General features: G+C 38.5%; 19 protein-coding genes. 17 read left to right on the top strand and 2 right to left on the bottom strand.

What is annotated here, in order from left to right; all coding sequences use genetic code 11:
- Positions 1 to 10 precede the first annotated feature (10 nt).
- The 9 genes from purC (at position 11) to purD (ending at position 9,948) form a co-directional block, all read left to right on the top strand.
- Complete coding sequence (gene purC, locus KHA87_RS20565; protein ID WP_213096018.1) at positions 11 to 733, top strand: phosphoribosylaminoimidazolesuccinocarboxamide synthase; 723 nt, start codon at positions 11 to 13, stop codon at positions 731 to 733.
- The gene (purS, locus tag KHA87_RS20560; protein WP_213096017.1) at positions 726 to 980 is read left to right on the top strand and encodes a phosphoribosylformylglycinamidine synthase subunit PurS; all 255 of its coding nucleotides are present in this window, start codon (positions 726 to 728) and stop codon (positions 978 to 980) included. Before purC ends, purS begins: the two co-directional genes overlap by 8 nt.
- Entirely contained in the window at positions 977 to 1,660 is a 684-nt protein-coding gene (purQ, locus tag KHA87_RS20555) for a phosphoribosylformylglycinamidine synthase subunit PurQ (RefSeq protein ID WP_213096016.1), read from the top strand. Before purS ends, purQ begins: the two co-directional genes overlap by 4 nt.
- Positions 1,644 to 3,866: a phosphoribosylformylglycinamidine synthase subunit PurL gene (gene purL, locus KHA87_RS20550; RefSeq protein ID WP_213096015.1), complete on the top strand. Its 2,223-nt coding sequence runs from the start codon at positions 1,644 to 1,646 to the stop codon at positions 3,864 to 3,866. Before purQ ends, purL begins: the two co-directional genes overlap by 17 nt.
- On the top strand, positions 3,851 to 5,272 hold the full coding sequence (gene purF, locus KHA87_RS20545; RefSeq protein ID WP_213096014.1) for an amidophosphoribosyltransferase: 1,422 nt from the start codon (positions 3,851 to 3,853) through the stop codon (positions 5,270 to 5,272). The genes purL and purF overlap by 16 nt, the downstream gene beginning before the upstream one ends.
- Before the next feature lie 13 nt (positions 5,273 to 5,285).
- Complete coding sequence (gene purM, locus KHA87_RS20540) at positions 5,286 to 6,326, top strand: phosphoribosylformylglycinamidine cyclo-ligase (RefSeq protein WP_213096013.1); 1,041 nt, start codon at positions 5,286 to 5,288, stop codon at positions 6,324 to 6,326.
- Positions 6,326 to 6,925 carry a phosphoribosylglycinamide formyltransferase gene (gene purN, locus KHA87_RS20535; protein WP_213096025.1) on the top strand — a complete coding sequence of 200 codons (600 nt, stop codon included), beginning with the start codon at positions 6,326 to 6,328 and terminating at the stop codon, positions 6,923 to 6,925. The genes purM and purN overlap by 1 nt, the downstream gene beginning before the upstream one ends.
- Entirely contained in the window at positions 6,906 to 8,435 is a 1,530-nt protein-coding gene (gene purH, locus KHA87_RS20530; protein ID WP_213096012.1) for a bifunctional phosphoribosylaminoimidazolecarboxamide formyltransferase/IMP cyclohydrolase, read from the top strand. Before purN ends, purH begins: the two co-directional genes overlap by 20 nt.
- A 256-nt stretch (positions 8,436 to 8,691) precedes the next feature.
- Positions 8,692 to 9,948: a phosphoribosylamine--glycine ligase gene (gene purD, locus KHA87_RS20525; protein ID WP_213096011.1), complete on the top strand. Its 1,257-nt coding sequence runs from the start codon at positions 8,692 to 8,694 to the stop codon at positions 9,946 to 9,948.
- Positions 9,949 to 10,066: 118 nt separating this feature from the next.
- Here purD and KHA87_RS22735 read toward each other — a convergent pair whose 3' ends face one another.
- Positions 10,067 to 10,423, bottom strand: a complete 357-nt coding sequence (locus KHA87_RS22735; protein ID WP_213096010.1) for a YgaP family membrane protein — start codon at positions 10,421 to 10,423, stop codon at positions 10,067 to 10,069.
- 121 nt (positions 10,424 to 10,544) lie between these two features.
- Between KHA87_RS22735 and KHA87_RS20515 the strand changes: the two genes are divergently transcribed.
- From KHA87_RS20515 to KHA87_RS20485, 7 genes are all read left to right on the top strand, one after another.
- A complete protein-coding gene (locus tag KHA87_RS20515) occupies positions 10,545 to 12,287 on the top strand; it encodes an adenine deaminase C-terminal domain-containing protein (RefSeq protein WP_213096009.1) in 1,743 nt (580 codons plus the stop codon).
- 80 nt (positions 12,288 to 12,367) lie between these two features.
- Positions 12,368 to 13,393 (top strand): DUF3048 domain-containing protein, encoded by a 1,026-nt coding sequence (locus KHA87_RS20510; RefSeq protein WP_213096008.1) that lies wholly within the window; start codon positions 12,368 to 12,370, stop codon positions 13,391 to 13,393.
- Positions 13,394 to 13,414: 21 nt separating this feature from the next.
- Positions 13,415 to 13,729 (top strand): YerC/YecD family TrpR-related protein, encoded by a 315-nt coding sequence (locus tag KHA87_RS20505; protein WP_213096007.1) that lies wholly within the window; start codon positions 13,415 to 13,417, stop codon positions 13,727 to 13,729.
- 295 nt (positions 13,730 to 14,024) lie between these two features.
- On the top strand, positions 14,025 to 14,975 hold the full coding sequence (locus KHA87_RS20500) for an ABC transporter permease (protein ID WP_213096006.1): 951 nt from the start codon (positions 14,025 to 14,027) through the stop codon (positions 14,973 to 14,975).
- Complete coding sequence (locus KHA87_RS20495; RefSeq protein WP_213096005.1) at positions 14,968 to 15,915, top strand: iron chelate uptake ABC transporter family permease subunit; 948 nt, start codon at positions 14,968 to 14,970, stop codon at positions 15,913 to 15,915. Before KHA87_RS20500 ends, KHA87_RS20495 begins: the two co-directional genes overlap by 8 nt.
- Positions 15,912 to 16,670 carry an iron ABC transporter ATP-binding protein gene (locus KHA87_RS20490; RefSeq protein ID WP_213096004.1) on the top strand — a complete coding sequence of 253 codons (759 nt, stop codon included), beginning with the start codon at positions 15,912 to 15,914 and terminating at the stop codon, positions 16,668 to 16,670. Before KHA87_RS20495 ends, KHA87_RS20490 begins: the two co-directional genes overlap by 4 nt.
- Positions 16,671 to 16,853: 183 nt before the next feature.
- A complete protein-coding gene (locus KHA87_RS20485) occupies positions 16,854 to 17,801 on the top strand; it encodes a siderophore ABC transporter substrate-binding protein (protein WP_213096003.1) in 948 nt (315 codons plus the stop codon).
- A 382-nt stretch (positions 17,802 to 18,183) separates the two neighbouring features.
- On the opposite strand, the gene katA is transcribed toward KHA87_RS20485, so the two are convergent.
- A complete protein-coding gene (gene katA, locus KHA87_RS20480) occupies positions 18,184 to 19,641 on the bottom strand; it encodes a catalase KatA (RefSeq protein WP_213096002.1) in 1,458 nt (485 codons plus the stop codon).
- A gap of 312 nt (positions 19,642 to 19,953) precedes the next feature.
- Here katA and KHA87_RS20475 point away from each other — a divergent pair, with 312 nt between their 5' ends.
- Positions 19,954 to 20,712 (top strand): 2-phosphosulfolactate phosphatase, encoded by a 759-nt coding sequence (locus KHA87_RS20475; RefSeq protein WP_213096001.1) that lies wholly within the window; start codon positions 19,954 to 19,956, stop codon positions 20,710 to 20,712.
- The last annotated feature ends 2 nt before the right edge of the window (positions 20,713 to 20,714 follow it).

Here is a 20,714-nt window from a genome sequence, read left to right as displayed (position 1 = left end):
TGTAGAGAACATGGAAAAGCAAGCGCTTTTGTATGAAGGTAAAGCAAAGAGAATCTATACTACAGACAAACCAAATGTTTTATGGGTTGAGTACAAGGATTCTGCGACGGCTTTTAATGGGGAGAAAAAATCCGAAATTACAGGCAAAGGTGTCCTAAATAACGAGATTTCTAGTCTGATTTTTGCCAATCTTCAGGAAATGGGAATCGAAAGTCATTTCATCAATATAATTTCGGAGAATGAGCAATTGGTCAAACAAGTTTCTATTATACCTTTAGAGGTTGTAACTAGAAATGTCATCGCGGGAAGCTTATCTAAACGCCTTGGAATCGAAGAAGGAACACCATTAAAAAAACCAATCGTGGAATTTTATTATAAGAATGATGAACTTGGAGACCCTATTATCACCGAAGATCATATTGAAATTTTAGAGATTGCTAGTTTAGCAGAAATAAATCTGCTAAGAGAAAAGGCACTTAAAATAAATAAAGTATTATCTAAGCTGTTTTTGCAGCTTGGGGTTCGCTTAGTGGACTTTAAACTTGAATTTGGGAAGGATACGAATGGAGTAATATTACTTGCCGATGAGATTTCTCCTGATACATGCCGTCTGTGGGAGGTTGAGACGAACAGAAAGCTTGATAAGGATGTCTTTCGCCGGGATTTAGGTGATTTAACGACTGTGTATACAGAAATTTTAAACCGCTTGAAAGGGGAAGTAAGCCATGTATAAAGTAAAGGTTTATGTAACGTTACGTGAAAGTGTTTTAGATCCACAGGGGACTGCTGTTAAGCAATCGCTTCATACGATGAATTACCAAGAGGTTCAAGATGTTCGAATCGGCAAATATATGGAATTGATATTGGAAAAATCTAATCGTGACATAGAGGAAATAGTGAATGAGCTATGTACTAGACTTCTAGCCAATCCGGTTATTGAGGATTACCGATATGAGATTGAGGAGTGTGTTGCTCAGTGAAGTTTGCGGTAATTGTTTTTCCTGGTTCAAATTGCGATGTTGATATGTTTCATGCCATAAAAGATGAACTAGGCGAAGAAGTAGAGTATGTATGGCATGATACCGATAATCTTGATCAATATGATGGCATTCTTTTGCCCGGTGGTTTCTCATATGGAGATTATTTACGATCAGGTGCAATCGCTCGCTTTTCCAACGTGATGAAAGAGGTTGTGAAAGCTGCGGAAGCTGGCAAGCCGGTCTTAGGGATCTGCAACGGATTTCAAATCTTGCTTGAATCCGGATTGCTGCCGGGAGCAATGAGACGAAATGAAAGCCTTCAGTTTATCTGCCACACAGTGGAGCTAATGGTAGCAAATAATCGTACGATGTTTACTTCTCTATTTAATGAGCGGGAAATCATTCGAATTCCGATAGCACATGGAGAAGGAAATTATTATTGTGATGAAGCGACACTGGAGCAATTACAGGCAAACAATCGAATTGTTTTTACTTATACGAATAACCCTAATGGAAGTGTATCTGATATTGCAGGAATAATGAATGAAAAGGGGAATGTCCTTGGTATGATGCCACACCCCGAAAGAGCAGTGGATGAACTATTAGGAAGTGCAGACGGATTAAAACTTTTCCAAGCGATCGTGAGAAACTGGAGGGAAGCACATGTCGTTAATGCTTGAACCAAATCCTACCCAAATAAAAGAAGAAAAGCTTTACCGTGAATTAGGTTTGACTGACGATGAATTTTCGATGATTGAAAACATATTAGGAAGAATTCCAAATTATACAGAAACCGGCCTATTTTCTGTCATGTGGTCAGAGCACTGTAGCTATAAAAACTCCAAGCCTGTATTAAAGAAATTTCCGACGACAGGGGATAAAGTGCTGCAAGGACCCGGAGAAGGTGCTGGTATTGTAGATATTGGCGACGAGCAAGCAGTAGTTTTTAAGATTGAGAGTCATAATCATCCTTCTGCGATTGAGCCGTATCAAGGCGCCGCAACAGGTGTCGGCGGAATTATTCGTGATGTATTTTCAATGGGAGCAAGACCGATTGCGCTTCTAAATTCATTGCGATTTGGTGAGCTGGACTCTCCAAGAGTAAAGTATTTGTTTAAAGAAGTAGTAGCGGGAATTGCCGGTTACGGAAATTGTATTGGGATTCCAACAGTAGGCGGAGAAATTCAATTTGATCCTTCCTATGATGGAAATCCACTTGTAAATGCAATGTGTGTCGGGTTGATAGATCATAAGGATATTCAAAAAGGGCAAGCAAAAGGGATTGGAAACACTGTCATGTATGTTGGTGCGAAAACAGGCAGAGACGGAATTCATGGCGCAACCTTTGCTTCTGAAGAACTTAGCGAAAAATCGGATGAGAAACGTCCAGCTGTTCAAGTTGGCGACCCATTTATGGAAAAGCTTTTATTAGAAGCATGCTTGGAATTAGTACAAAATGATGCTCTGGTTGGTATTCAAGATATGGGGGCAGCTGGATTAACAAGTTCTTCTGCCGAAATGGCTAGTAAAGCAGGTTCCGGTATTGAAATGAACCTTGACTTAATACCGCAACGAGAATCAGGAATGACTGCATATGAAATGATGCTTTCAGAGTCGCAAGAACGGATGCTCATTGTTGTGAAACAGGGGAGAGAACAAGAAATTATCAACCTCTTCTTAAAATATGGTTTGGAAGCAGTGGCGGTAGGAAGGGTAACGGATGATAAAAAACTTAGACTGCTTCATCATGAAGAAGTTGTAGCAGATGTTCCGGTGGATGCGCTCGCTGAGGATGCTCCTGTATACTATAAACCTTCGAAAGAGCCGGCTTATTTCCGCGAATTTCAAATGATAGAAAATGAGATTTCAAATGTGGAAGATTATAAGGAAACCTTGCTTCAGCTATTACAACAGCCAACAATCGCAAGTAAGGAATGGGTGTATGGACAGTATGATTACCAAGTTCGTACGAATACAGTTGTTGCACCGGGTTCCGATGCAGCTGTGGTGAGGATTCGCGGAACACGTAAAGCATTAGCGATGACTACGGATTGTAATTCTCGTTATCTATATTTGGATCCGGAAACGGGTGGGAAGATTGCCGTTGCGGAAGCGGCACGCAATATAATTTGTTCCGGTGCAGAACCACTTGCTATCACAGACTGTTTGAATTTTGGGAATCCGGAAAAACCGGAAATCTTCTGGCAAATCGAAAAAGCAGTCGATGGCATGAGTGAAGCCTGTAGGATATTAAACAGTCCTGTTATTGGTGGGAATGTCTCTCTTTATAATGAGACAAAAGGAACAGCTGTTTATCCAACTCCGGTTGTTGGAATGGTTGGTTTAATTGAGGATCTTCAACATATTACAACGCAAAGCTTTAAAAATGCAGGGGATTTGATTTATATCATTGGGGAGACAAAGGCTGAATTTGGCGGCAGTGAGCTGCAGAAATATCAAAATGGAAAGATTTTCGGAAAAGCACCAGATATAGATCTGGAAATCGAGCTCCGTAGACAAAAACAAATATTATCCGCGATTAAAAAAGGAATCGTTTCTTCTGCTCATGATATTGCTGAAGGGGGAACAGCAGTTGCCTTAGCAGAATGCTTATTTGGAACACAAGGATTAGGAGCAAAAGTAATTTTACATGGTAATGCAACGGTTGCATTATTCAGTGAAACACAGTCACGCTTTCTTGTTTCGGTGCAATCAGGAAATAAGGAAGATTTCGAAAAAATGGTTGATCATGCGCAGTTAATAGGGGAAGTAACGAACACGGGAGAGCTTTTCATTAAAGATGAGCAAGAAGAAATAATCGTTCAAACGAAAGTGCAGGAATGTGAACATGCTTGGAGAGGAGCGATTGCATGCTTGCTGAAATAAGGGGATTAAACGAGGAATGCGGTGTATTTGGAATTTGGGGACATTTGGATGCAGCGAAAATCACGTATTATGGGTTACACAGTTTGCAACATCGTGGTCAAGAAGGTGCGGGAATTGTTGTTACTAATGGGGAAAGTTTGTACGGTATAAGGGAAGAAGGACTGCTCACCGAGGTATTTACTGAAGGCAAGCTTGATGGGCTGCAAGGTAAGGCAGCTATTGGTCATGTACGATATGCTACGGCTGGAGGTGGCGGTGCCCAAAATGTTCAGCCGCTTCTCTTCCATTCACAAACCAGCAGCATGGCACTTGCCCATAATGGAAATCTAGTCAATGCAAACGGGCTAAAGCATCAATTGGAATCACAAGGAAGCATTTTTCAAACGAGCTCAGACACGGAAGTGTTTGCACACCTTATTAAGAGAAGCGGATTTATTTCCCTTGCGGATAAAATGAAAAATGCCCTTACAATGGTAAAAGGTGCTTATGCCTTCTTATTAATGACTGAAACGGAATTGATGGTGGCGTTAGATCCGAATGGCTTGCGTCCGCTATCGATTGGTCGTATTGGGGATGCGTATTGTGTGGCATCTGAAACATGTGCTTTCGATATTATCGGAGCTAAATTTGTAAGAGATGTTATGCCAGGAGAGCTAATTACCATCAATGATCATGGACTTCATTCAGAACCATTTACCCTTTCAACAAACAGTGCTATTTGTACGATGGAATATGTGTACTTTTCAAGACCGGACAGCAATATTCATGGAATCAATGTCCATACAGCTCGAAAAAACATGGGGAAAAGGTTGGCGGCTGAGGCATTAATTGATGCAGATGTCGTGACAGGTGTACCTGATTCCAGCATCTCTGCTGCAATTGGATATGCAGAAGCAGCAGGTATCCCGTATGAAATGGGTTTGATTAAAAACCGCTATGTAGGCAGAACGTTTATTCAGCCTTCCCAATCACTAAGGGAACAGGGCGTTAAAATGAAGCTTTCAGCTGTTCGCGGTGTTGTTGAAGGAAAGCGTATCGTTATGGTGGATGATTCTATTGTAAGGGGGACAACGAGCAAACGGATTGTCTCTATGTTAAAGGACGCAGGTGCGAAGGAAGTTCATGTTTGCATCAGCTCACCACCGATGAAGAACCCTTGCTTCTATGGAATTGACACCTCAACTCATGAGGAATTGATTGCCTCTACCCATAGTGTGGAGGAGATTCGTGAGATTATCGGTGCAGACTCCTTAACCTTTTTAAGTGTAGAAGGAATGCTTGAGGCAATTGGCAGAACTAAGGTAAATGATAGCTGTGGCCAATGCTTGGCATGCTTTACAGGAAAATATCCTACCGAGATTTATCCGGATACAGAATTACCTCATGAAAAAGAACTTGTTCGCTAGGAGGACTATCTAAATGGCAAATGCATATCGACAAGCAGGAGTAGATATTGAGGCAGGATATGAAGCGGTTGAAAGAATAAAAAAACACGCCGATCGTACAAAACGGCTCGGAGTTTTGGGACAGCTGGGCAGCTTTGGGGGAATTTTCGACTTATCTGCAATAAATTTGAGGGAGCCGGTATTAGTATCTGGAACGGATGGTGTTGGTACAAAGCTTAAGCTAGCCTTTTTAATGGATAAACATGATTCCATCGGTATTGACTGTGTTGCGATGTGTGTGAATGATATCGTCGTGCAAGGCGCCGAACCTCTTTATTTCCTTGATTATATTGCTTGCGGAAAAGCAATTCCTATTAAATTAGAGCAGATTGTAAAAGGAATTGCCGATGGCTGCGAGCAGGCGGGCTGTGCTTTAATTGGCGGTGAAACAGCCGAAATGCCAGGATTATATGAAGAAGACGAATATGATTTAGCCGGGTTTTCGGTAGGAGCATGTGAAAAAAGTGAACTGATTACTGGGGAATCCATACAAGAAGGCGATGTTCTAATAGGGCTTTCTTCTAGTGGAATTCACAGCAATGGATATTCTTTGGTAAGGAAAATTTTCTTTGAAGATCATACTTTTTCCATAGAGGAAAAACTTCCAAAATTAGAACGCCCGCTAGGAGAGGAATTGCTTACACCTACAAAGGTTTACGTTAAGCCCGTTTTAAAAGCCATTAGGGAGTTTGAAATTAAGGGAATGGCACATATAACCGGCGGCGGTTTTATTGAGAACATTCCAAGAATGCTTAAGGATGATCTAGGCGTGTTAATAGAAAAGGGTTCTTGGCCTATTTTGCCGATCTTTCATGCTCTGCAAGAATACGGAGAAATTCCTCACGAAGAAATGTTTAATATTTTTAATATGGGAATTGGCTTTGTGTTGGCAGTGGATGAATCGATTGCAGACGCTATTATCAAGTTTTTTAAAGAGAACGGCGAATCAGCCTATAAAATTGGCTGTGTTACAGGAGAACCCGGAGTACGGTTCACAGGTAAGGGGACGTTATGATGGTCAAAATTGCGGTATTTGCTTCAGGGAACGGGAGCAACTTTCAATCTATTGTAAATGCCATTAAGTCCGGTCAGCTTGATGCGACAGTGGAGTTGCTTGTATGTGATAAGCCCGAGGCATACGTGATAGAAAGAGCTAAAGAGGAGAGCATTGAGACTTTCGTTTTCGATCCTAAAGATTATAGTTCAAAAACGGATTTTGAAAAGGACATTATACTAGAGTTGCAAAAAAGAGGAGTGCAATATCTTATTCTAGCAGGGTACATGAGGCTGATCGGCCCAACATTGCTTCATGAATATGAGAACAGAATCATCAATATCCATCCATCCTTGCTGCCGTTGTTTCCTGGAAAGGATGCCATTGGTCAAGCAATTGCAGCAGGAACAAGCATAACTGGGGTAACCGTGCATTATGTCGATGAGGGAATGGATACAGGACCAATTATTGCCCAACAAGCATTAATCGTTATGGTAGATGATACAGTAGAGACGCTTTCGGAGAGAATTCACGAAATCGAACATCAGCTTTATCCCCAAACATTACAAACCATATTTTCCAGTGGAGGTGTCAGGCATCATGAAAAGAGCACTTATTAGTGTTTCTGATAAGACAGGTGTAGTGGAGTTTGCAACAGGATTGCGTGAAGCCGGATATGAAATCATTTCAACAGGTGGAACAAAAATGATATTGGAGGATGCGGGACTCACGGTTATTGGAATTGATGATGTTACCGGTTTTCCAGAAATGCTGGAAGGACGAGTAAAAACCCTTCATCCCAATGTTCATGGCGGCCTTTTAGCCAAAAGAACTCCTGATCATTTGAAGCAAATTGCGGAGCAAGGCATTTCTCCTATTGATATGGTTTGTGTCAATTTGTATCCATTTCAACAAACTATTTCAAAGCAGAATGTTACCGAGGAAGAAGCAATTGAAAATATTGATATCGGCGGTCCATCTATGCTGCGCTCTGCCGCCAAAAATCATACCTATGTGACCGTAGTGGTAGAAGCCGATGATTATAGTACCGTGCTGTCAGAAATAAAAGAACTTGGTGAAGTAACACTTCAAACGAAGAAAAAATTAGCGGCCAAGGTATATCGTCATACCGCATCATATGATGCGATTATCGCAGACTACATGACTAATCTTGTTAATGAAGAAAATCCAGAAAGAATTACCTTCACATATGAACGTAAGCAATCTCTTCGTTATGGAGAAAATCCACATCAAAGAGCCACTTTTTATGTGAACCCATTAGGATCAACATTTTCCATCGCACACGCAAAGCAATTGCATGGAAAAGAGTTGTCCTTTAACAATATTCGTGATGCCGATGCAGCTTTGCAAATCGTGAAGGATTTCAAAGAGCCAGTTGCCGTTGCTGTGAAACATATGAATCCATGCGGTGTTGGTGTCGGAAACACTATTCTAGATGCATATAAAAAAGCGTATGAAGCAGACTCTACTTCCATATTTGGGGGAATCGTTGCCTTCAATCGTGAGGTAGATGAAGAAACAGCGAAGCTTTTACATGAAATTTTCTTAGAAATTATTATTGCACCTTCCTTTTCGGAGGAAGCCTTATCGATATTAACAGCAAAGAAAAATATTCGTTTATTGATAGTGGAAGCAAGTAAGAAAAAGAAACAGGAAAATGTGATTGCTTCTATTGAAGGCGGGCTGCTTGTTCAAGACCAAGATACATACACATTAGATAATGCTGAGATTACGATTCCAACCAAACGCGAACCAACCGAAGCGGAATGGCAAGCATTAAAGCTTGGCTGGAAAGTAGTAAAGCATGTAAAATCAAATGCCATTGTCGTTACGAATTCAGATATGACATTAGGAATCGGCGCAGGTCAGATGAATCGAGTGGGAGCAGCAGAAATTGCCCTTCAGCAAGCGGGAGATAAAGCAGAAGGAGCTGCCTTAGCATCAGACGCCTTCTTTCCAATGGATGATACTGTTGAGGCAGCAGCGAAAGCGGGGATTACGGCTATAATCCAGCCAGGCGGTTCCATAAAAGATGCAGACTCTATTAAAAAAGCCGATGAATATGGTATTGCGATGGTATTTACAGGGATTCGTCATTTCAAGCATTAAGAAGTTTCGGTGAATGGATTTAGCGAGCGGACACAGAATCCGTTATTTGAATAAAATACCCCAATTTTTAGAGCTAAGAGGCTATGGTTCCGTTATTTACGAACATAAGGGAATCACTGCTTTTTCCAAAATAACGGAACTATGTCCGTAAACATTGGAATAAAGGCAATTTTGTCACAGATAACGGAACTGGTGTCCACCAAAACTTTATCAATCCAATTGGGACGGAATCCTTCGTACCAGAAAGGTGGGGCAAATGAAGGTATTGGTTATAGGCAGAGGCGGCAGGGAGCATGCCATTTGTAAAAAAGTGAAGGAAAGCAATCTTGTATCAAAAGTATATTGTGCACCAGGCAATGGTGGAATTAGTGAGGACGCAGAGCTTGTTCCGATTTCAGAGGATCAATTTTCTGATTTAATAGCATTTGTTAAAGAAAATCAAATTGACCTAACAATTGTTGGCCCAGAAGATCCTTTAACAGGAGGAATTGTTAACGAATTTCAAGACGCTGGATTGAAGATTTTTGGCCCAAGAAAAGAAGCCGCTATAATCGAAGGAAGTAAGGTTTTTGCAAAGGAGTTAATGCAAAAATACAAGATACCAACCGCAGATTATCAAGCTTTTCAGGAATTCGATAAAGCAAAAGAGTATGTGGAAAAGAAAGGTGCACCGATTGTTATCAAAGCGGATGGACTTGCTGCGGGGAAAGGCGTAGTCGTAGCAATGACCGTGGAAGAAGCCATAGACGCATTGAAAGAAATGATGCTGGATGAAAAATTCGGAAAAGCCTCATCAAGTGTTGTAATGGAGGAATTTTTACAAGGAGAAGAGTTTTCCTTAATGGCATTTGTGAATGGTTTAGAAGTTCATCCAATGGTTATTGCCCAAGATCACAAACGGGCATTTGATGGTGATAAAGGTCCCAATACCGGCGGAATGGGAGCCTATTCGCCCGTACCGCATATTCCTGAGAAGGAAGTAAAACGGGCAATTCGTGAAATATTGCAACCAACAGTACTTGCGATGTTTGGAGAAAACAGGAGCTTTTGCGGAGTTTTATATGCAGGACTCATATTAACAAATGAAGGACCGAAAGTTATAGAATTTAACGCACGGTTTGGAGATCCTGAAACACAAGTTATTCTGGCACGTTTAAAGTCCGATTTTGTTCAATTAGTTTTGGATCTTTTAGATGAAAGGGAACCGGAGATAGTCTGGGATAACAGTTCAGTTATAGGAGTAGTCTTGGCATCAAATGGCTATCCGGAACAGTATAAAAAGGGTATTGAATTACCTAATCTAGATATGCTTTCTATGGGAACCTCAATATTTCATGCCGGCACAGAAAAAAAAGCAGACCAATTTGTATCGAATGGCGGACGAGTGTTAGTAGTTCAATCTAAGGGGAATTCATTAGAGGAAGCAATCGAAAAAGTTTATGAAGAAATGGATAAAATTTCATCTAATGATTTTTTTTATCGTAAAGACATTGGAAGAAAAGCAATTTTTTAAGCTCCAATATATTTCATACCACTATACTCGTGCTTATTAAGCAAGGAATTGTGCTATTCAAAGGACTTTTTGTGCAATGAAAATGCCGGACACATTAACTTGAGTCCGGCGAATACTTTTATTCCAGCACATTTTTAATTGATTCTGCCAATTCCGGAGGGATACTTGACTGCCCTTGCTGTTTATTATCCTGTTTGTTTTGCGATTGCTGTGCATTTTGCTGCTGACTATTCCCTTGGTTTTGTTCCATCATTCCTTGTCCCATCATTCCCTGCCCCTTTTGAAACATTTCTGTAACAGGACAATAACGCACGATGCCCTCCGCAACTTTCATTGCTCCCATAATGATCATAAATAGGTATGATTTGCACCATGGCTTCCTAGAAAGTTTTGCAGTACAGACTGCAACTATCGTTAATCCGCAAGTGATCCGGATGAGCGCATTAATGATTCCGATATTCGGAGATACTTTCATAAAATTCACACACCTTCACAAATATTTTACAATTTTTTTCAAAAACTTTAATGCGTTAAACGGTTTAATATGTTACCATTAGTAACAAACAGAGAGACGATCTCCCTTGGGAGGAATACTTATGCTAGATCAGCGTTACCGATGGAAAAACAAACAAATTCGTGATCATGTCGCAATTGTAGGCGGTCATAAGTCGCCAACATTATTATTAAAAAATACACGTTTTCTTCATTCTGTCCTTCGTGAATGGATGGTGGGGAATATTTGGATTCACGATGACCGAATTGTCTATGCCGGAGATAAACTGCCGGAAAATATTCGTGATTGTGAAGTGATGGATTGTACTGGGCTTACACTAGTTCCTGGTTATATAGAACCGCATGTTCACCCATTTCAATTATATAATCCCCAAACCTTTGCGAGATATGCGTCGCAAACAGGGACAACTACTATTATAAATGACAATATTATGCTGGTTTTGCTATTAGGAAAAAAGAAAGCGTTTTCTTTATTGAAACAACTAAGACACTCTCCAGTAACTATGTATTGGTGGAGCCGTTTTGATTCGCAAACGGAATTACGCGACGAAGAAACGACCTTTTCCCATAGTGAGGTAAAATCATGGCTAGAGCATGATGCAGTTCTTCAGGGAGGAGAATTGACGGGATGGCCAAAGCTATTAGATGGGGATGACTTAATCCTGCATTGGATACAGGAAGCGAAGCGGATGAGAAAGAGAATCGAGGGTCATTTTCCAGGTGCTTCCGAAAAGACACTCGCGAAAATGATGTTATTTGGAGCAGATTGTGATCATGAAGCAATGACTGGTAAAGAGGTATATGATCGGTTGTTGCAAGGATTTACTGTCTCGTTGCGCCATTCATCTATCCGACCCGATTTACCAGTGCTTTTAAAAGAAATGAAAGAGATGGGGATTACTCAATATCAATCGATGTTTTTCAATACAGATGGCTCTACGCCTGCGTTTTATGAAGATGGTATTCTCGATATGACTATTCGCATGGCATTGGAATATGGAATCCCAACGATTGATGCATACCATATGGCATCCTATAATATTGCAAAGTATTATAATATTGATCATTTGCATGGGATGATTGCAACAGGAAGAGTTGCCAGCATCAATTTCCTAGAGAATGAAATGAACCCAACACCAATTCATGTACTTTCAAAAGGAAAATGGCTGAAAAAGGATGGAGAAGCAATTATTCAAGATGAATATATTGATTGGGATGAAGCTGGTTTTTCCCCGTTGAATTTAAACTGGAAACTGGATTATGATGATCTACAATTTTCCATGCCTTTTGGAATTGAAATGGTTAACGATGTGATAACGAAGCCTTATTCGGTCACTTATGATGTTTCAATGGATGAACTGCCGACCGAACATAATGAAAGCTTTCTTGTTTTGCTTGACCGTAAAGGGGAATGGCGAATTAATACGATTATTAAAGGCTTTGCGAGTAAGGTTATGGGATTCGCCTCATCTTTTTCCAATACGGGTGATATTATCTTAATCGGGAAAAATAAAGAAGACATGGCGATTGCTTTTAACCGGATGAAGGAGATTGGCGGTGGCATTGTATTAGTAGAAGAAGAAAAGGTAATCCATGAAATTCCTTTGCCATTAGCCGGTGTAATGTCTAATAAGGATATGGAAACGCTAATAGTGGAAGAGAAACAATTAAAAAATCTGTTAAAAGAACGGGGATATCCTTTTGGTGATCCAATATATTCTTTGTTGTTTTTTTCAGCGACACACTTGCCTTATATTCGAATTACCCAGCAAGGAATATATGATGTAATGAATAAAACAGTACTCTTTCCGACTATAATGCGTTAAAATATTAAAGTGAATGTAGGGAATGCTGCAACAAGCTATTTCAATCAGACATACATTTCAAAGGGGTTGGGAACAGAGTAATGAATAAAAAGTTATTATATAGCTTTGCTGCCATATTATTATTAGCTTTAACTGCATGTAGCCATAAAGAGACTGTGCAGAATCCAAATAAATCACCGGATAGCAGGGAGATTTCAGGAACGGAAAAAGAAGCTCCTAAATATTTATATCCATTGACCGGTACGGAGGCAACAGCGCCATCCGAAGACCGATCTGTTTCAGTCATGATTAATAATTTTCCGGCTGCAAGACCGCAATCTGGATTGGCAGAAGCAGATATCGTTTATGAAGTGCTGGCAGAGGGAGATATTACAAGGTTCTTAGCTATTTATCAGAGTGAAAAACCGAAAAGAATTGGACCTGTCCGGAGTGCTCGGGATTATTTTATTAATTTAGCAAAAGGATACGGGAGTTTCTATGTTGCGCATGGGTACAGTCCTGAGGCAAAAAAGATGCTTTCTTCAGGGTACATCGATAATATCAACGGAATTCAATATGATGGATCTTTATTCAAGCGTTCCAATGATAGAAGGCCGCCTCATAATTCGTATATTTCCTATGACAATATTCTAAAGGGTGCCAAGTTAAAGCATTACAACATGGACACACCTCCTTCTAGTTTGGTTTTTACAAATGAGCCAAATCAAATAGAAGGACAGGATGCGAAAAGTATTATGATTCACTATTCTCATGATGCATCATTTAATGCTGAATATGTGTATGATGAGAAAACAGAAAAATATAAAAGATATTGTGATGGCCAGCAAACCGCAGATCTTGAATCAAAACGTCCAGTTCTTTTAGATAATTTGTTTGTAGTGGTAGCAGAACACAAAATCATTGATAGTAAAGGTAGACGGGACATTAATTTAACATCCGGTGGAAAGGCATACCTTTTCCAAAAAGGAAAATATCGGGAAGTTGAATGGGAAAATGTTGATGGGCGTATTCTTCCATTTGAGAATGGAGTCCAATTGAAGTTTGTCCCAGGAAAGACATGGATTAATATTGTTCCGAGTTTTAATATAGTAGGAATTGATAAGTAGCGGATAGAAGGAGATTAATATATGCAAATTGAAAAGTTAAGGGGAAAAGCTTTAGATCAATTATTTCAATCGATTTTATCATTAAAAGATGTCGAGGAATGCTATCGTTTCTTTGATGATCTTTGTACCATTAATGAGATTCAGGCACTTGCACAGCGCCTGGAAGTAGCAAGAATGCTACAGGAAAAAAAGACATATCATGTTATTGAGAAAGAGACCGGAGCGAGCACAGCAACCATTTCTCGTGTAAAAAGATGCTTGAATTACGGAAACGATTCATATGAAATGGTATTGAATCGAATCAGTGAAAAAAAGCAGGATGAAACGGAGAAATGAAAATATAACTATATAGGCGAAAAGGAGTGGTATACAAATGTATAGCACTCCTTTTTCCTTTGTAAAAGATGTTATATTTGTGGATAAATAGTGAAAACGGTTGAAAAATATTGACATAAAAGAGCCAAATCGTTAATAATATAATTGATAATGAATCTCAATATCAATAAAAAGTGAATCCGATTTGCTGGTATTCATTTTTTTAATGAAGTTAATTGATAATGAATTTCATTTTCATAGCTTATCTACATAAAATAACAGATTACTTCCAAACTGGGAAAGCGAATGGTTTTCTATGAGAAAGATGATTTTGATTTTAATATTTTTTGTCTTAGCCCTCATTTCATTGTTTGTAGGGGTGAAGAACATTACTCCATTTGATCTCTTCCATTTAAGTGAGGAACAGCAGGATATTTTACTCATTAGCAGACTCCCTCGATTGATTAGTATTATCATCGCCGGGATCAGTATGAGCATTTGCGGTCTTATTATGCAACAGCTTTCCCGTAATAAATTTGTATCACCAACAACAGCGGGAACAATGGATTCGGCAAGATTAGGAATCCTCGTTTCCTTAATCCTGTTTTCGTCATCAACTATGCTCGAAAAAATTATTGTAGCGTCCATTTTTGCCTTGGCCGGCACTTTTATTTTTATGAAAATATTAGACAAAATAAAATTTAAAGACGCTATTTTTATTCCGTTAGTGGGCCTAATGTTGGGTAATATTATTAGCTCCATTACAACTTTCTTTGCTTATAAACAGGATTTAATTCAAAGTATTTCTGCTTGGCTGCAGGGGGATTTTTCGATGGTAATGGCAGGGAGATATGAAATGATTTATATTAGCATTCCGCTTGTATTCATTGCCTATCTCTTTGCTAACAAATTTACACTTGCCGGTATGGGGGAGGATTTTTCTACTAATCTAGGATTAAATTATAGACTTGTCGTGAATATTGGGTTGGTTATCGTGGCACTTTCGACTGCTTCAGTGTTACTGACGGTTGGGACCATCCCATTTCTTGGGTTAATCATACCAAACATTGTTTCTATATATAATGGCGATAATCTAAAGAAAAATTTATTCCAAACCGCATTACTAGGAGCAAATTTTTTGCTGTTCTGTGATATATTGGGGAGAATTATCATCTATCCTTATGAAATTCCAATAGGTTTAACAGTAGGAGTGTTAGGAAGCGCTATTTTCCTTTACTTATTAATGAGGAGAAGGGCTTATGAATAATAAAGTGAAATTAACTATTTTAGGATCAACCGCCTTAATCTTAGTAGTAATCTTTCTATTTACAAGTATCGGTAACTATTGGGAGTATGTGGTGCCAAAGCGAGGAATAAAAATCCTGGCGATCATTTTAACAGGAACAGCAATTGCATTTTCAACAGTAGTTTTCCAAACAATAACCAATAATCGCATCTTAACACCAAGCATTATTGGTCTTGATTCTCTTTATATGCTGATACAAACCCTCCTAATTTTTGTTTTCGGTACAACAAGTACGATGGTGATGAATAAAAATATTAACTTTCTAATTTGCGTTATATTAATGGTTTTATTCGCTGGGCTTTTATATAAGTTTCTCTTTAAAAAGGAAGGGAAGAATATTTACTTTCTTTTATTAGTAGGATTAGTGCTAGGCACTTTGTTTCAAAGCTTCTCATCGTTTATGCAAGTTGTTATTGATCCAAATGATTTTATGGTCATACAAGATCGAATGTTTGCGAGCTTTAATAATATCAATACAGAATTATTGACGTTGTCAATTATATTAATAGTGGTCATTTTTATCTATTTTGCACGATTTATAAAATATCTCGACGTGTTGTCACTTGGGAGAGAAGAAGCGATAAATCTTGGGGTTGATTATGATTATGTCGTGAAAACACTGCTAATTATTGTGGCAATTCTAATTTCGATTTCTACAGCACTCGTAGGCCCAATTACGTTTTTAGGATTACTCGTTGCAAATGTTTCCTATCAATTTTTAGGTACTTATCGGCATTCTTATTTAATTACTGGTGCTGTATTCATTAGTATTATTGCCTTGGTAGGCGGTTTGTTAATTGTGGAAAGGGTTTTTACGTTTTCTACTACATTAAGTGTCATAATCAATTTTATCGGGGGAGTTTATTTTATCTATTTACTGTTAAGGGGGAACAAGGCATGATAACCATTCATAATGTTTCAAAAAGGTATGGTAATAAGAATGTTGTAAATGATGTTAGTCTAAATATCGAGAAGGGCAAAATAACTTCTTTTATTGGACCTAATGGAGCAGGTAAGAGTACGCTCTTATCAATGGTGAGCCGATTGATACCCAAGGATTCCGGCGAGATTATCATCGATGGAAAGGAAATTGGTAAATGGAAGCCGAATGAGCTAGCCAAAACACTTTCTATTTTAAAGCAGTCCAATCATATAAATATTCGTTTGACGGTAAGAGAGCTTGTTTCCTTCGGAAGATTTCCGTATTCGAAAGGAAAGCTGACTAAGGAGGATTGGATATATGTCGAAGAAGCAATCGACTATATGGAGCTAGAATCCATTCAGGAAAAGTTCTTGGATCAGCTAAGCGGTGGCCAACAGCAACGTGCCTATATTGCTATGACCATTGCACAAAATACCGATTACATTTTACTGGATGAGCCGTTAAATAATTTGGATATGAAGCACTCTGTACAAATTATGAAGGTATTAAGAAGGCTAACAGATGAACTTGGAAAAACCGTAGTGATTGTAGTTCATGACATCAATTTTGCCTCTTGTTATTCAGACTATATTGTTGCTCTTAAAAACGGAACTGTCGTTCAAGATGGTCCATCACAAAATATCATTGATTCATCCGTTTTAGGTGATATATATGAAATGGATATTGCCATTCAAGAGATAAATGATAACAAAATATGTGTGTATTACGTATAAAGAAAATGGTTTGTATTAGTTGATTAAGAATAAAACTTTGTGAATGAGATATAGAGGGGATAACTTACTAACGGAAGGCGCCCCGTGTTCACTTATCACATCTTTTATTGAGAATGAATTTCATTATCGTTAAATCGATAGCGATTTTTATATATAAATTTTATTAAATTGAGGTGTAAAACAATGAAAAGAAAATCTCTTTTACTTATAATCATTTCTATGTTAGCTATTATTGCAGTGGCTTGTAGTTCTAATAATACAGATAAGAAGAATGATAGTAAGGCCGATATGTTGGTTATTAATCATCTATTAGGAAAATCAAAAGTACCCAAAAATCCCAAAAAAGTAGTTGTATTCGATATGGGGGCGTTAGATACATTAGAAAAACTAGGTCTTTCTGATCGTGTTACAGGCCTACCTCAGGAAACTGTCCCAGCATATCTTGAAAAATACAAGAACTCCAAGTACAAAAATGCAGGAAGTCTGAAAGAGCCAGATTTTGAAGCGATTAATGCAATGAAGCCAGATTTAATTATTATTTCTGGAAGACAACAAGATTCATATGATAAATTTCAAGAAATTGCTCCAACTATCTATGTGGGGATTGATAATAAAAATTATATGGAATCCTTTAAGAATAACGTAACAACAATCGGAAAGATATTTGGGAAAGAAGAACAAGCAAAAAAGGAATTAACGGAAGTAGATAAGGATATAGAAAGTCTGAAGGAAAAAGCAGAGGCAAGCAATGCAAAGGCTTTAATTACGCTCACAACTGGCGGAAAGGTGACAGCGTACGGCCCAGCTTCAAGATTTGGGATTATCCACGATGTCTTTGGTGTAAAGGCAGCGACTGAAGATCTTAAGGCAGACCCCGTTCACGGACAAAATATCTCTATGGAATTTATTTTGGAAAAAAATCCGGATATATTATACGTTATTGATCGTGATGCAGCCGTTGGGGAAGGTGATAATGCAAAAAAAGTCATCGAAAACAGTCTAGTTAAGAAAACAAATGCTTATAAAAATGGAAAAATTATTTATCTTGATCCAGGCTATTGGTATTTATCCGGCGGAGGATTGGAATCTGTATCGGAAATGATTAAAGAAGCGGCAAAGGGCTTGGAATAGGTAACAAAGGGGACACTTAGAAAATCGTTCCGGTATTATTTGAAATGGTAATAACTCATTTAAGAGATATCGTTCAAAGTCTATTTACTTTGAGCGATATTTTTTATCGATATGTCGCATATAACATAGTTTTTTATTCCTAAATATCTGAAAGAGAATCAATTGGACAATCGTAAATTCTTTAGAATTCGATAATATTCTACAATCTTATAGATCAATCAAACGTTTGATTAAAAGGGAAAGAACATCATATATTAAACCATTTCCCGAGAAATAGAATGGTAAAAGCTTGTAGTTTTTGTCACATGAAATTTCTTTTTTTCGACAACTTTTTTATTAAAAAAAGGTATCCATATTCTAATATGGATACCTTTTAAAACTATTATACTAGCTGTGGTACTGGTAAACCGAGGCCTTCTGCAATTCGTGTTCCGTATTCTGGGTCCGCTTTGTAAAAATGAGTGATTTGGCGGAGCTTAATTTCTTCTTTCGTAACTGGTTTCATGGCCGCAACAATGTTTTGGATCAGTCTTGTTTTCTCTTCAGCACTTAATAATCGATATAAGTCACCGGCTTGGGTATAGTGATCATTGTGATCATAAGCAACACTATCGGCAACACCGGATACGGAGTAAGCAGCTTGTTTGTCTTCAGGAGATTCTGTAGGACCCTCATAACTGTTCGGTTCATAGTAGACAGACCCGCCTCCATTATTGTCAAAGCGCATTTGTCCATCTCGCTGATAATTATTCACTTCATTTTTGGCCCGATTGATAGGTAGTAATTGATGATTTGCACCAACACGATATCTATGTGCATCATGATAAGCAAATAGACGCCCTTGAAGCATTTTGTCGGGTGATACATCGACACCTGGCACTAAAGTTCCTGGCGAGAAAGTCGCTTGCTCTACCTCAGCGAAATAGTTTTCCGGATTTTTATTTAATACCATCCGTCCTACCTCCATTAGTGGGTAATCCTTCTGAGACCAAACCTTTGTTACATCAAAAGGATCAAATCGATACGTATCTGCATCCTCTAAAGGCATAATTTGAACATAAAGCTTCCATGCAGGGAAATCTCCCTTTTCGATAGCATTATAGAGATCCTCTGTATGGTAATCAGGATTCTCGCCCGCAAGCTTTGTTGCAACATCTACCGCCAAATTCTTTACGCCTTGTTCTGTTTTAAAATGATACTTAATCCAAACTCCATCACCATCGGAGTTGACCCATTTAAAGGTGTGGCTGCCATACCCATTCATATGACGAAATGTTGCCGGAATTCCGCGGTCACTCATAAGGATGGTAACCTGATGTAAAGATTCGGGTGATAAGGACCAGAAGTCCCAAACGGCATCCGGATTTTTTAAGTGTGTAGCAGGATGTCTTTTTTGTGTATGGATAAAGTCAGGGAACTTTATCGCATCGCGAATGAAAAATACAGGTGTGTTGTTTCCAACAATATCATAGTTGCCATCCTCAGTATAAAATTTTACAGCGAATCCTCTTGGGTCTCGAACCGTATCTGCTGATCCATTTTCACCGGCAACGGTAGAAAAACGAATAAATAAAGGTGTTTTTTTCCCTACCTTTGATAAAAACTTTGCTTTTGTATATTTTGTAACGTCATTCGTAACCTCAAAATAGCCATGTGCACCAGCACCCTTAGCATGTACAACACGTTCCGGAACTCTTTCTCTGTTAAAATGCGCTAATTTCTCAAGTAAATGAACATCTTGCAGTAAAGTAGGACCTCGAGAACCTGCAGTCATAGAGTTTTGATTATCTCCAACTGGTGCTCCCCAGCTAGTTGTAAGCTTGTTATTGTTCGTACTCATTATTAAAACCACCTCTTCATAATTTTATAGCTTACTATTATTATAACTATGCTAAAATAAAAATCAATATTTATTTATAATTATTATTAATAAATATAAAATACAAATACCTTTTAAGATTATATAAATGTGTTGACCCTATATATTTATTAATTTAGCACCGGAAATATGATTGCGAGATGAAAAAAGCCTAGATGAAAATAGGGTGGGGTTATTGATAATAACCTGTTTTATAAAAGAACTAAAGCATTTAGCATTCACCATTTGGGTGGTATAATTTTTAAAAGAGTTTGATTTTTAGGGGGCGATGCATTGTTCGATCAATCTCCTTATCCATGTCGCATTGAGTGGGGTGCACGTGGCGCAAGAGAGGCCGCAGAACGTGGCGATATAATCATAGTTGTGGATATATTAAGTTTCTCCTCTACTGTTGTCACAGCCATTCATCATGGTGCAATTATATATCCATATCCGTTTTATAAGGATGGAAAAGAATTGGAATATGCAATGAAGGTAGGAGCTGAACTTATTTTAGGAAGAGCTGAATCGATAAAATGCGGTAGCCCTACACTATCACCTATTACTTTTAACCATACCCATAGGAATAATAAATATGTATTATGCTCTTTAAATGGAGCACTTTGCTCATGGGTTGCTGGGAAAGCTTCTGTTTTATTAATTGGTAGTTTATTAAATTCTAGTGCTGTAGCTTCATATGCTAATCAATTACAGGATAATACCGGTTCTGCAATTACCATAATTGCTTGTGGTGAGCGTTGGGATAATGTAACTGATGGGGAAAATAGTTTGAGACCTGCAATAGAGGATTATCTTGGAGCGGGTGCAATCTTATCGAATGTAAAGGGAGAATTGTCTCCCGAGGCAGAGTTATGCGCAAATGCTTTTAAAAGTGTGGAACATAGAATTCAAGATTTATTATGGGAATGTGGAAGTGGCCGGGAACTTCGGCAAAAGGGGTACGAACAAGATGTAATTCATGCAAGTAGACTCGATTTATACCCTACTGTTCCTATATTATCCAGTGCTCATTTCGTATCCGTAGAGGTGTAAGG

The sequence above is a fragment of the Bacillus sp. FJAT-49736 genome (assembly GCF_018343615.1).
Taxonomy (GTDB): Bacteria; Bacillota; Bacilli; order Bacillales; family Bacillaceae_C; genus Margalitia.
The sequence above is the reverse complement of the archived record's forward strand: the minus strand, read 5'-3'. Positions and strand labels throughout refer to the sequence as shown.